The organism is Yersinia aldovae 670-83 (assembly GCF_000834395.1).
GTDB classification, from domain to species: Bacteria; Pseudomonadota; Gammaproteobacteria; order Enterobacterales; family Enterobacteriaceae; genus Yersinia; species Yersinia aldovae.
The window spans coordinates 795,482-808,578 of record NZ_CP009781.1 but is presented as its reverse complement, the minus strand read 5'-3'; the positions used below and the strand labels follow the sequence as shown (position 1 = coordinate 808,578).

Genomic DNA, 13,097 nt, shown 5'->3' with positions numbered 1-13,097 from the left:
TTACTAAAGGGTCTGAAATACTCTAGGTTTATGTCTTGAATCTTCAATGTATTACCTATTGTATACGCAATTATAATATTAACTGCATTACAGATGGCATTCACTGAGTGCCATTGATAATGCGCAAGCAAAGCCATCAGTAACACCTTCCGCTCACCCTGAGCATGGTTGCTGGTGGTTTTTTTTATTTAGGAAGGTGGGCGGCCGCTGGTAGTTGTAGCTACTAACGGCCATTCATACCCACAGGTAAGGTCATGAGTACGAACCAAGGCCCACTTGCTCTCGAGAGCAGGGTCATAATAGTTGGAACATGCAAAATGACCATAGTAAAAAATCAGAATAAATTAGAGATAGCCTATAAATCACTCAATTCGTTGATTGTTTACGCAAAAAATGCCAGAACACACTCAGCGGAGCAAGTAGATGAAGTTGCGGCGAGTATTAAACAGTTCGGTTGGACAAACCCAATTCTTATTGATGAGCGGGGTGAGGTAATCGCGGGTCATGGTCGTTTATTGGCAGCGGAACAGTTGGGTATTGAACAAGTTCCTACCATCACATTATCTGGGTTAACGGAGTCTGAGAAAAAAGCCTATCGTCTTGCTGACAATAAATTGTCGCTGAATGCCGGATGGGATCAGGATCTCTTAACTTTGGAATTAAGTGATTTATTGGCAGAAAATTTTGACCTTGGTCTAACCGGATTTTCGTCTGATGAAATCGATCAAATGTTGAATATCGATTTTCTGCCTGGTAACGAAGATGATCAGGGAAAGCTCGATCATCTGGACGCCAAACTCTGTCCACACTGTGGGGGTGTTTTATGACAACACTCACGGTTGATTGGGCAACTCATCAAGCGGCCAGCTTTGCTTGTCTTAATTGGCATTATGCCAAAGCGGTACCAGTGGGAAAATTGGTAAAAGTGGGGGCGTGGGAAGATGGAAAATTTATTGGTGTCGTTATTTTTAGCCGCGGTGCCAATAACCATATCGGGCAACCTTACAGTTTGCAGCAGGATCAAGTGTGCGAACTTACCCGCGTAGCATTACGCCAGCATATATCCCCGGTTAGTCAGATATTGGCTAAAGCGATTAAATTTCTTGCTGATGTTTGCCCTGGTCTGCGGCTAATCGTCTCCTATGCAGATAAAGACCAAAATCATCATGGCGGAATTTATCAGGCCACCAATTGGATATATGAGGGGCTATTTGGGGCCGGAACGGTGGGTGCATTCATCATCAAAGGTAAGAAAACCCACCCGCGCAGTATTTCAGCCAAAGGGGTAAAGCAAAACCTTGAATCAATCCGCCAGCATTTAGATCCCAACGCCCAAGAATTCAAAACGTCAGGAAAGCATAAATATCTGATGCCCCTCGACAAGAAAATGAAAAAAATCCTGATATCACGTCATAAACCCTATCCCAAGAGGGCATGACGATGGATAAGCCGACGCTCGATAAGGTGGAGGCATTGGCAGGGCGTGGATTAACGGAACAGCAGATAGCCGACACACTGGAAATCGACATTGATAATTTAAGGAAGGATAAATCAGCAATCTCACTTTACCGGCTGGCTGTTCGCCGGGGAAAAGCTAAAGGGATAGCGGATATATCCAATTCTCTGTTTATCAAAGCCAAGAAAGGCGACACGCGAGCCATGATTTTCTTGCTGGAGCATTTAAAACCTCAATAACATTTACCTACTGTCATTTCATCCATAAGGAAAATGATATGAACGATAAGCCTTATATTTATGCCGGAAGTCTGAATAATCGAGAGTTGAGCAATTGGTTAGCTCAGAAACTATTGGAACTCGGGTACCTTATTTCAAATGAGAATCAGCAAGCATCTCTGAACGAAAGGCTTGCCGAATTGAGTGATAAGCATCCCGAGGTTAGCGTTCTTGCACTTGCAGGAATATTTCGGCAATCGTCGGCTTCCACTCATGTTCCTGTAGGTCATCAAAAGCAATCTGAACTGTCCCTTCCTGATGTGACAAATATCTCTGAGCATCTTCAGGTAGGTTCGCAAGAATCAGCTCGTCCTGAAGAACAAAAAGGGAATCATTTAGGCTCATTTCCCGTATAACGGACAGTGGCCATTTGTATTTCATCAGGATTTTGTGGTGCAGGGCATTCTTACCTTGTAAAGGGAATACACCCGAACCGTATTTTTTACGGTGCTCATGTAAGAAAACATCTAATATAAATATCTGCATTGTTCTGTTATCGACTTTTAGGCTGTCATTTGCATCTGCGTAGCCAACGTTTTTGATACCACGAACTTCGTTGATATGATTTTTTATGCTGAACCATAAGTTTGAATAACCTGACATGTTGAACCTCCCAGTTCTTTGATGTGAGAGTTAACAGAATATACTGGGAATGGTTCAACACCAATTGTGTGAGTAAAAAATGAAAAAGCCGGATTGGGAGGCGATAAAGCGCGAATACTGTGCCGGACAACTTTCAATTCGCGCGTTAGCTGAAAAGTACGGTGTAAGTGATACCGCAGTACGGAAGAGGGCTAAAGCTGATACTTGGCCTAAGCCTGAAAAGGTTCGAAAAACAGGTTCGCATAATTCCGGTGCGAACCTGCGAACCAAAGATAAAAAATCAATTTCGAAAATTGAAAATATCGAATTGCCTGAAATTGAAAATCAAATTGAAGAAAGCCGCTCTATCGCCAGTAGATACGGGCTTAACGATATGCAGGCAAAATTCGTCAGTGAGTATTTAATTGATTTGGATAAGACGGCTGCTTATAAACGGGCCGGATATAAATGCGAGGGATTAACCGGTGCTGCTGCTGCCCGCCGGTTGTATCGCCATGTATCGGTAAACAGAGCCATACGCGATGCAATGGAAGCCAGAGAGAAACGGACGCATATCACGCAAGATGCCGTTTTAAATTGGTGGTGGGATATTGCCACGGCCAACGCCAACGAAATTTCAGAGTTTCGTCGTTTATGCTGTCGTCACTGCTGGGGGATTGAAAATAAATACCAGTGGATTAACGAGCAGGAATATCAGGAAGAGTCGGAGAAAAGAACCAATAACGGAAAACCTGCGCCACTGGATGATGGCGGTTACGGTTTTGACAGTACGCTCGATCCTAATCCAGATTGCCCACGTTGTAATGGTGAGGGGCAAGGCAGGGCACATTTTCATGACTCGCGGGATTTATCAGTTTCGGCACGCCGCCTTTATGCCGGTGTTAAGCAAGGTAAGTTTGGCTTAGAAGTCATTACCCGTAATCAGGATGACGCACTAAAAATGGTCGGGCAACATTTGGGTATGCTGAAAAATAAAACTGAAATTAGCGGCCCTGATGGTGGGGCTATTAATCAGGTGAACTACACGCCAGAAGATTATGTGAAAGCGCAGCAGATGTTAGAGGGTAAATTGCCGGGGTTGGATTGAATGCTAAAAAAATAAGCTATATGAAATAGGCAAGTCGGTTAACTAAGTTTTCAACTAATGGATGTTATCAAAGGGAAAGCCACTCGAAAGTGGCTTTAGAAAGTTATTTGAGAGCGTTCAGAATTCTGTGTCACGTTAAACGTTCTACAACGTAATCACTTTATCAAGGCGGCCTTCAAAATAAATCGCCAACTGGGACAATGTCAAATTCCAGCTCTGGATCGGCATTGTCCATTTTTCCTGCGCATTCATTAATCCCAGATACAGTAATTTTAACAGACTGTTTTCATTCGGGAACGCGCCTTTCGTTTTTGTTAGTTTTCTGAACTGCCGATGCACCGATTCAATGGCGTTTGTCGTGTAAATGACCTTGCGGATCGTTGCCGGATATCGGAAGTAACACGACAGATTGGCCCATTTTCTCCGCCACGACTGAAGTACCACTGGATATTGTTGGCCCCATTTTTCTTCCAGTTCGTCCAGTGCGATTTCCGCTGCCTCTTTTGATACCGCACGATAAACTGGCTTTAAATCAGCCATAAACGCCTTGTGATGCTTCGATGCAACATATTTTATCGAGTTACGGATCTGGTGGATGACGCACAACTGAACTTCTGTATCGGGGTAAATGCTGTTTATCGCTTCCGGGAACCCTGTCAGACCATCCACACAGGCAATCAGAATATCGTTCACACCACGATTTTGTAGATCGGCCAGTACCGACAGCCAGAAATTAGCGCCTTCACTTTCAGACAGATACAGGCCCAGTATCTCTTTTTTGCCTTCCAGATTCAGGGCGAGAACAGTGTAGACCGCTTTGCTCTGATAACGCCCGTCTTCGCGGATTTTATAGTGGATAGCATCCAACCAGACGAAGGGGTATACCGCTTCCAGCGGGCGTTGTTGCCACTGTTTCAGCTCAGGAATAACGTTATCGGTGACCGCGCTGATGGTGGCACTGGACACGCTGAAAGCATATAAATCCTCAATTTCCTGGCTGATATCTTTGTAGCTCATGCCAAGTGCGAACATACGGATGATCTTGCGCTCGATCTCATCGGAAAGTGTGGTCTGGTGCTTCTTCACCAGCTGAGGTTCAAAAGTACCATTGCGATCGCGGGGCGTGGCCAGTACAAAGCTGCCAGTGGGTGTTTTAACGGTCTTTTTGCCTGAGCCGTTTTTACGGTTGGCTTCAACGTCCTGAGCCAGATGCGAATCGAGTTCAGCAGCTAATGCAGCTTCGGTTAACTGTTTGATTAATGGCGTTAAGATGCCATTTTTCCCGGTTAATGCCTGACCGGACTGGAGTGCCTTAAGCGCTTTGTCGAAATCGAAGGGTTGGGACATGTGTCATTCCTTTTTGATTGCATATTACTGGAATGACACAGAATTTCTAACACTCCCAGTTATTTTTTTGTATTTGTACGGCAATCTCGGCACCAGCTTTGATTTGTTGCACCGGAAGGTATAGTTCTAAAGCCAAAAAGTGTCTGAAGTTGACCTGCATTGTGTGCTGTTGTGGTTTTGCAATTAGGGCAAGTGTGGGGAAGATTAACAGTACCTACCATTTCACGTTTCCTTGTTTGTATGAATATCGTACGTATTTAATTGTTATCTGGTCTGGAACTGACCATAGACAAATAAAAAGAGAAAGTTTTTATCTATTAGCCTACGAAGTAACGTCATTTTATTTCCTTACTCAGAAAGGAAATATTGGATAAAACCCATTATAAACATGTGGGTTATGAGGTGTTATTTCAAGTGATAAATGACACATTTTTTGGGTTACTCAGTCACTATGTTAATAATCTAAATATTTGACCAAGGATCACCAACCCGCAGGATCACCACATGAGCGATATTCTCGAATGGGAAAATCTGGATTTCCCGTCGCGTGTCGCCCTGAAATCCCGATCGGAGAAGTCTTTTCTTAATTTCACTCGCATTTGGTTTGAGCTGCTGCAAAGTGACCGGTTACTGGTGAACTGGCATCATAAAATGATGGCCGCAAAGCTGGATGATTTGGTCAATAACCGGCTGCAACCGCGTAACCTGATTGTGAACGTGCCGCCAGGTGGCACTAAAACCGAGTTTATTTCGGTTCATTTGCCAGCCTATATCAATATGTTGGTGCAGACTGGCCAGTTACGGCGCTTTCGTAATCTCAATGTGTCGTTTGCTGACACACTGGTAAAGCGTAATAGCCGCCGCACCCGCGATATTATCGCCAGCCCTGAGTATCAATCACTGTGGCCTTGCCGCTTCGGTATTAATCAGGCAGAAGAGTGGGAAATCGTTAATAGTCGGGGCCGAATGGTGGGGCAGACGGTTTCCCGCTCCAGCGGTGGGCAATTAACCGGTGGTCGTGCGGGTTTCCCCGGCCCTGATTTTTCCGGCTTTGTCGGGCTGGATGATTACAACAAACCCGAAGATATGTTTTCGGCCACCAAACGGGCCAGTGCGAACCGTATTTTGGTGAACACCATCCGCTCACGGCGCGGTGATAAGAGCAAAGAGCATCCGACACCGTTCGTTTCTATCCAACAGCGGTTACATACCGATGACGCCACCGGATTTATGCTGTCCGGCAAGATGGGGGTGGATTTTCACCACATCACTATTCCGGCGTTGGTCAGTGAAGAATACATCGATGCGTTGCCGGAGCCGTGGCGCTCACACTGCTGGTTCTCGGTTAAAAATAGTGAAAGCGTGGTGGTCGGCGGGGTGCGTTATTGGTCTTACTGGCCGGTAAACGAATATGTCGGTGATTTGCTGCGGTTGTGGGAAAGCGACGAATACACTTTCATGTCGCAATATATGCAGCGCCCACGGGCATTGACTGGCGGGTTAATTGATACCGACTGGTTTAAACGCTACACCCATTTACCCCCGCTGACTCACCGCGCCGTTTATGTCGATACCAACTCCGGCAAAATTGAAGATTACAACGACTACACCGTCTTTACCCTGGTAGGGATGGGCGTTGATGGCAATCTCTACATTATTGACAGTGTGCGTGGTCGCTGGGACCCGGAAGACTTACTGACCACCGCGCAAGACTTATGGGAGAAATGGCGGCCGTATAATCCGAAACGCCCCGCGCCATTACGTCATATGGGGATTGAGGATAAACAGGCCGGGCAAGGTCTGATTACCACGCTGGTAAAACGTAAAAGCATTCCCATTCTGACCATCCCGCGCGGCTCAGGCCAAAATAAGCTGATCCGCTGTCTGAATACCATTCCGCAGATGAAAACCGGCTGTGTCTATCTTCCGGCACTGATGACTGACGACGGTCAAAAAATCCCGCAGGTGTATTACTGGGATGGCGCAGTGGCTGCCTCGACGGATTGGGTGCTGCCTGCACTGACGGAATGCGCTGATTTCTCAGCGGATGACAGCCATAAAAACGACGACATTCTCGACACAATTATGGATTCGATAGAAATCGAATTAATTGCTGGTGGCAGCATCAGTTATGACAAGTGGGTTTAACGATGAGTGAAAAACTGGATTTTGGCGGTAAACCCCGCATTCGCCTGACTGCTGATGGTTTGTCGAATGTGATGACTGGCATGGGTACCGACCGTGACCGGCGCATGTATAGCCGCTTTATGTATGGCGCGATGCAAGATTTTGCTGAGTTGGAGGCGGCTTATACCGAAAACTGGATCGCCCGTTCGATTATTGATATTCCGGTTGATGATGCCACTCGCGAATGGCGCTCCTTTCCGTCAGACGATGCTACCGCACTACGCAATGCTGAAAACCAGTTCAATATTCAGGGGGTCACCCAAGAGTCCTTTAAATGGGCCGGATTGTATGGCGGGGCGGGGATATTGATGCTGACCGACCAAGACCTGTCTCATGAATTGGAATTAAAGAATATCAAGAAAGGCTCACTTAAGCGTTTGTTGGTGTTGGATCGCATGTTGATCAATGGGCAGCAATACAACGTTTCTAACCCGCTGGCTGAAAACTTTATGCAGCCGGATTACTACCTGGTTAACGGTGGTCAGCAGAAAATCCATTTCAGCCATTTTGTGCGAGCGCCCGGTGCGGCCTTGCCGATGCGATTACGCATGATTAACGGCGGCTGGGATGATAGCCGCTTGAGGCGCTGCCTTGAGGATGTGAAAGATGCCGTTGCAGCCAAAGGGGGGATTTCTTCACTAATTCTCGAAGCCAATATCGACACCATCAGTAAAGAAAATCTGGCCACTGATTTAGCTTCTGGTGATATGGATGAGGCGATAGCCAAACGCTATAACACTTTCGGCATGATGAAATCGCTATTTCGGCTGGCGTTGCTGGATTCCAAAGAAACCCTTGATCGCAAACAAATCTCTTTCGGTGGCTTGGGTGAGGTGTTGGCGGTGCTGATGGAGTGGACGGCGGGCGCATCAGGTATTCCGATGACTCGCATCTTCGGCGTACAGGCCAAAGGACTAGGGGATTCCGGGCAAGGCGACCAGAACAATTATTTCAGTACTATCAAGGGGGATCAGGAAGCGAAATACCGCCCATTTCTGAAAAAGCTGGATGAGGTGCTGGTGCGTTCGACTCTTGGCACCATGCCCGATGGTTTGGATTTTACCTTTGCGCCACTGTCACAACCGACCGATAGCGAGATATCGGCCCAGCGACTGGCTGATGCACAGGCTGATGATATTCGCCTCCAGCAAAAAGTGGTGTTGCCGTCGCAAGTGGCCCGTAAGCTGATGGAGCAAGGGGTTTATGGTATTCAAGAAGATGACATCACCCGACTTGAAGATGATGAGTCAGCCGAGCGGCAAGGTGATTATCAATTCCGGCTTGGCAACACTGCAGGCGATGATAAAACCCCAGCCGCCGCGCCGGAGGGCGCAACTCAGGCCAGTTAAACTGACAGATGAAACCGAACGTTATTATCGTGCTCAGTTACGTGAAATGGTTCGGATGATGGCCCAGTCGATTGATGAAGTATTAACACCAGTTCTGCGCCGTAATTACACCGCTGATAGTTATCTGGTCGATATCATCAAACAGTCAATCAGGCAGGCCGCCGACAAATTCAATAGCTCGGTGATGGGCCGTCAGGCTGACCGATTAGCCCAACGCGTGGTAAGTCGCGCAGAATCTGAAAGCTCTGCGGCATTTGTTGAGCAAATTAATCGCGCTATCGGTATTGATATGACCTCACTTATGGTCAATGAGTCATTAGTGGATTATTTCGATGCCTCGGTCGAAAGCAATGTCGCTCTGATTAAGTCGCTGTCCGCTGATTATTTCGATGATATTCAGCGGGAAGTGATGGACAGCATCATGCGCGGTGATTCGCTCAGCACCATGGTCAGAAATCTCCAGCAAGTGACCGGTGCCAGCTATCAGCGTGCGCATCTTATTTCTCGTGACCAAACCGCCAAAATCCGCAGTGATATTACTCATACTCGGCAAGTCGGCGCGGGAATTAACCGTTTTCGTTGGTCTACCTCGCAAGATGTACGTGTGTCCGGTAATCCCGCTGGTAAATACCCACGGGCCAAAATCAAATGCTTTGAAATTTCCCGCAGCAATGTGGGTTATGGCGCGGGTATTTATCTTTGGTCGCGGGGTGCGGCTTATCACGGCGAAAGCGGATTATTCCCCGGCAGAGCCCATATTGGCTGCCGCTGCCATGCTATTCCCCAAATCAAGGGGCTTGATTACTAACAGGATATATTATGCGGATCACCGTTCGTGACCGCGTGTCCTTTCCGATTAATTCCCAACGAGAAATGACTCCTGAGGGCTATTTAAAAGTCCCCGGGCGGGTTGCGCGCGTCGGTGTGCAGCAATATCTCGCCTCTGAATTGGGATTAAAAGACAGGCCACCCGGTCAAATTGTCAATGTGTACCGGCCACCGGCGGAGGTATTTGATCCGGTTAGCCTGGCAAGTTATGACAATAAAGACGTCACCATTGATCACCCTGATGATTTGGTGAATGCCCAAACCTTTAAGCAAGTCACCGCAGGCCATGCTATTTCGCCAGGGCGACAGGATAGCGATGACCCTGATTATGTGGTGGTCGATCTGCTGATTAAAGATCAGTACGCCATTGATGCCATCAACCAAAATAAAGAGGAATTATCCGCCGGTTACACCTCTGAATACCGTTATGCCCCCGGTATCGCGCCCTGCGGTACTGCCTACGAATTTATTCAATGCACCATCACCATCAACCATATCGCACTGTGTGATCAGGCCAGAGCCGGACACCTGGCGCGGTTATTTGACCGTAAACCCAAGGGAGTAACCCCCATGTATAAAGTTGTGCTGGATTCCGGCGTGCGCGTAGAGGTGGCTGACGAAGCGACCCAGCAGCTGATCCAATCATCGATGGATGCGCTAAAAAAACGTGTCAGCGACGCAGAGGAAGGGCAGGAAAAAGCCGAAGCCGCCAAGGATGAAGCTGAACAGAAAAAAGAGGAGGCCGAAGCCAAAGCCGATGCCAAAGATGAAGAAATCGCGGCATTAAAAGAAAAATCGTCTGAGGATGCGATTTCGAAGCGGCTGGCCGATGTGGTGGCAGCGCGTGACTCTGCTATCAAAATTGCCGGTGCAGAATTTAGCTGTGATGCGGTAGACCCGCTGAAAATCAAACGAGCCGCGCTGGACAGTGCCGGGATCAAATGCCGCAAATACCCCTCATGGGATAAAGCGCCGGATGCTTACCTGGCCGCTTATTTCGACGCCGAAGAAGAGCGGCGCGAAAACGAGGATGACGATGATCCTGATGATAAAAACGAGGTTAATGACTCCATCATCAATTTGGGTCGCGATATGAAGAAAGTCAAAACCGGCGATGCACAAACTACCCGTGACAGTGTGCGCCAAAGCTGGCTGGACAAACGTTATGGCAAACAAGCGGAGAATAAATAATGGCGATTGCTCAGAGTGAATTCACCAAATGGCGCGGTAAAGCCTACGAGGGCCAAATTTCAACCACGGATGTCTGTGAAGTGGTCTCGCGTCGGGTGGAAACCAAAATGGTGTCATTTGGCCGTGCGGTGATGCGTGGGGTGGGCGCGCGTTCTTGTGCACCGGTCACGCCGACCACTACCGCCGCGCAGATCATCGGTTTTACCGTGCGCTCAATGGCGGTATTTAGCAACAGCGTGCCGACCAATCCGCCAGATTATGAAGTGGGTTATGAGGTCGAACATGTGGCGTCAATACTGCGCCGTGGGCCGATGTTTGCTTTGTGTGTTGATGGTGCCAGCGCCGGTGACACGGTAACCGTGATTACGGCGACAGGTGCGAATCAGGGGCGGTTAACCGCAGGCAGTGCTGGGGTTGGGTTGGATTTCGTCCGTTGGGTTGATGATGTAGTGGCCGGTGAAGTGGGCGAGATTCGCGTTGATGGCATTTTAGCGTCAACCGGCGTTCCTACCCCTGCGCCCGATAGCGGCGAGTAAAATTAAAGGAAAATATGTATGAAACGAAGTGTATTTGACGTCAGCCCAGTATCGGCGCTCTCTTTTCTGGTGCAACAGGCGGCCCATATTGAATCGGAAATTTACCGGCTGGAATATCCGCAGTTTAAGTACAGCACATTGCTGCCGCTGGATAACAGTGCGCCCGACTGGGTAAAAGTGGTGGCGTTCCGCTCGATTGATGCCCGTGGTGAGTTACAGATATTTGGCCCGAACTCGACTGACGTGCCGACGGTGGATATCGCCATGAATCAGGGTTTCCATGAGATCAAAACCGCCGCACTGGGTTACACCTACTCCATTGAGGAAATCGGTTTTGCCATGCTCAATAACGTCAATCTGGATGCTGAGCGCGGTCAGGCGGTACGAGATGTGGTTGAACAAGGTCTGAATAAGATTTACTTGCTCGGTCACAATGATATTGGCGAGGGGCTATATACCAGTTCCAATGTGGGTGTTGAGGCGGCTCCGGCGACCTTAGCCGAGTTGGTGGCTGCTATCCCTACCAAGGGTACCCAACCGATCATTGATTTCTTTGGTGCCGCTTATAACCAGGTGTACCTGAAGAATACCGTCACGGTTCACCGCCCTAATGGTTTCGTTCTGCCCTCGGAACAACATCAATTATTGATGCGCACCCTGTTATCAACCCATAACGCTTCAAATGTCACCTTGCTGGAATTCCTGCGCACCAACTTCAAAGATATGGATTTTGATGATGATGTCTTGCTGGCCGGAGCCGGGGCAGCGAAGAAAGATCGCCTGGTGGTGTACAAAAAAGATATGCGAGTAGTGAAAGGCCACGATGTGATGCCGCTGCGCTTCCTCGCACCAGCTACACCAGACAACGTTAATTTCAAAGTGCCAGCCGTTTTACGTACCGGTGGCACGGAATGGCGTATTCCTAAAGCCGCTCACTATGTCGATGGGGTTTAATCATGTTTGAACTCACTAACTTGCACACATCACCGCTGACGGTGACCGATGAGGAAACCGGCCAGCGCATCACGATTGCTGTTGGACATTCAGCGGCGGTGAATGGCGATTTTGCGGATCACCTATTTACTCAGGCAGGCATGATGCGGGCCGAACAATTCGATGCGTCGCTTAATAGGCATATTGATGATAGTGAGCTGGATATCACTGCGGTGCGCGATGAGTATGAAAACTTATTCGGTAAAAAAGCCCCCTCGGCAGCTAAAGCGCCAACCTTGCAAAAGGCGATTGATAGCAAAAAGGCCGAGTCGGTACAGAGCGATACCACCGAGCCGGAAACCCCAGCGGATGATACCGATAACATTGATGACCCGTCCGCGTGACGGGTTTTTGCTTTAGGGGGCGATGTGGATATTACTGCACAAATTGTGGCTGATTTTCGTGAGTATTATCCGGAATTCAGCGATATCACGTTGTGGGCCGAACAAGCAGTTATTCAAGCATTGGAGGAGGGCGACGCGGAAACCGGCCAACGTTGGCTGAAATATCATGCTCGTCCGGCATCAATCAAAAAACGCGGCCTGTTTGCCTTTGCCGCCCACCGGCTGGTAATGCGCAAAAGGGCTATCAGTGGTGATGTTGGGGCGGCTTATGCCATCTCATCAAAATCAGTCGGTGATGAATCCACCTCTTTTGCGGTTCCGGCGGTGACTGCTGACGATCTCAATATCAATGGTGATTTACCACTGACCACCTACGGGGTGGAGTTCCTGCGCTTGCGTCGCCGAGCCGGTACCGGGGCCATGATGGTATGAAACTTCGGGCCGAAGTGCGGGGCGGGACAAAACTGGCGCAGAAATTGCGCCAGATCCATCAACGGGCAACCGCCAAACGTCGGGTGCTGGTGGGGCTGCCGGAGGGGACAGGGGTGTATGAAGATGGTGCTCCCATCGTGGTGATTGGTGCGGTACAGGAATTTGGCTCAGCGGATGGGCGTATCCCTGAGCGCTCATTTCTGCGCGTTCCACTGCGACAAAATCAGGACAACATCAAAAAAGCCTTTCGTGTGCTGACGGCGCAGGTCACCCGCGGCGAAATCACGGCATTCCAAATGCTGGATCAGATTGGTCTGCGTGCGGTGGGTTATTGCCAGGAGGCGATAGAAGCCGGTATTCAACCAGGCAATGCGGATGCCACGATTGCCGCTAAAGGTTCCGCAACCCCGCTGGTTAACCACGGTACGCTAAAAGGCGCACTGACTCACGTCGTGGAGGATTAATC

At 48.6% G+C, this 13,097-nt stretch carries 15 protein-coding genes; 13 read left to right on the top strand and 2 right to left on the bottom strand.

The features are described from left to right. The first annotated feature begins 317 nt into the window (after positions 1–317). The 3 genes from AT01_RS03735 to AT01_RS03725 are packed head-to-tail and all read left to right on the top strand — an operon-like array spanning position 318 to position 1,695. Positions 318–827: a ParB/Srx family N-terminal domain-containing protein gene (locus AT01_RS03735; RefSeq protein WP_052489936.1), complete on the top strand. Its 510-nt coding sequence runs from the start codon at positions 318–320 to the stop codon at positions 825–827. Then, complete coding sequence (locus AT01_RS03730; protein WP_042546138.1) at positions 824–1,438, top strand: Mom family adenine methylcarbamoylation protein; 615 nt, start codon at positions 824–826, stop codon at positions 1,436–1,438. Before AT01_RS03735 ends, AT01_RS03730 begins: the two co-directional genes overlap by 4 nt. 2 nt (positions 1,439–1,440) lie before the next feature. Beyond that, positions 1,441–1,695, top strand: coding sequence for a hypothetical protein (locus AT01_RS03725; protein WP_042546137.1), 255 nt, complete (start codon positions 1,441–1,443; stop codon positions 1,693–1,695). A gap of 201 nt (positions 1,696–1,896) precedes the next feature. Here the strand turns inward: AT01_RS03725 and AT01_RS03720 are convergent, their stop codons facing one another. Next, positions 1,897–2,337, bottom strand: coding sequence for an ECs1072 family phage-associated protein (locus AT01_RS03720; protein WP_025378494.1), 441 nt, complete (start codon positions 2,335–2,337; stop codon positions 1,897–1,899). A gap of 79 nt (positions 2,338–2,416) precedes the next feature. On the opposite strand from AT01_RS03720, the gene AT01_RS03715 reads away from it, so the two are divergent. Beyond that, complete coding sequence (locus tag AT01_RS03715; RefSeq protein ID WP_042546136.1) at positions 2,417–3,424, top strand: terminase small subunit; 1,008 nt, start codon at positions 2,417–2,419, stop codon at positions 3,422–3,424. Between the two features lie 144 nt (positions 3,425–3,568). Here the strand turns inward: AT01_RS03715 and AT01_RS03710 are convergent, their stop codons facing one another. Continuing rightward, positions 3,569–4,771, bottom strand: coding sequence for an IS256 family transposase (locus tag AT01_RS03710; protein ID WP_042546135.1), 1,203 nt, complete (start codon positions 4,769–4,771; stop codon positions 3,569–3,571). A 504-nt stretch (positions 4,772–5,275) separates the two neighbouring features. Here AT01_RS03710 and terL point away from each other — a divergent pair. From terL to AT01_RS03665, 9 genes are read left to right on the top strand one after another with little or no spacing between them, the layout of a single operon-like run. Continuing rightward, positions 5,276–6,919, top strand: coding sequence for a phage terminase large subunit (gene terL, locus AT01_RS03705; RefSeq protein ID WP_042546134.1), 1,644 nt, complete (start codon positions 5,276–5,278; stop codon positions 6,917–6,919). A gap of 2 nt (positions 6,920–6,921) precedes the next feature. Continuing rightward, positions 6,922–8,307, top strand: a complete 1,386-nt coding sequence (locus AT01_RS03700; RefSeq protein ID WP_042546133.1) for a DUF1073 domain-containing protein — start codon at positions 6,922–6,924, stop codon at positions 8,305–8,307. Next, positions 8,258–9,115, top strand: coding sequence for a phage minor head protein (locus AT01_RS03695; protein ID WP_235427229.1), 858 nt, complete (start codon positions 8,258–8,260; stop codon positions 9,113–9,115). The genes AT01_RS03700 and AT01_RS03695 overlap by 50 nt, the downstream gene beginning before the upstream one ends. A gap of 11 nt (positions 9,116–9,126) precedes the next feature. Then, complete coding sequence (locus tag AT01_RS03690; protein WP_042546132.1) at positions 9,127–10,326, top strand: DUF2213 domain-containing protein; 1,200 nt, start codon at positions 9,127–9,129, stop codon at positions 10,324–10,326. Beyond that, on the top strand, positions 10,326–10,862 hold the full coding sequence (locus tag AT01_RS03685) for a structural cement protein Gp24 (protein WP_042546131.1): 537 nt from the start codon (positions 10,326–10,328) through the stop codon (positions 10,860–10,862). The genes AT01_RS03690 and AT01_RS03685 overlap by 1 nt, the downstream gene beginning before the upstream one ends. 18 nt (positions 10,863–10,880) lie before the next feature. Continuing rightward, a complete protein-coding gene (locus AT01_RS03680; protein WP_042546130.1) occupies positions 10,881–11,816 on the top strand; it encodes a DUF2184 domain-containing protein in 936 nt (311 codons plus the stop codon). A 2-nt stretch (positions 11,817–11,818) separates the two neighbouring features. Beyond that, entirely contained in the window at positions 11,819–12,199 is a 381-nt protein-coding gene (locus AT01_RS03675) for a hypothetical protein (RefSeq protein WP_042546129.1), read from the top strand. A 24-nt stretch (positions 12,200–12,223) separates the two neighbouring features. Continuing rightward, entirely contained in the window at positions 12,224–12,631 is a 408-nt protein-coding gene (locus tag AT01_RS03670) for a DUF4054 domain-containing protein (RefSeq protein WP_042546128.1), read from the top strand. Next, positions 12,628–13,095, top strand: coding sequence for a hypothetical protein (locus tag AT01_RS03665; RefSeq protein ID WP_042546127.1), 468 nt, complete (start codon positions 12,628–12,630; stop codon positions 13,093–13,095). Before AT01_RS03670 ends, AT01_RS03665 begins: the two co-directional genes overlap by 4 nt. The last annotated feature ends 2 nt before the right edge of the window (positions 13,096–13,097 follow it).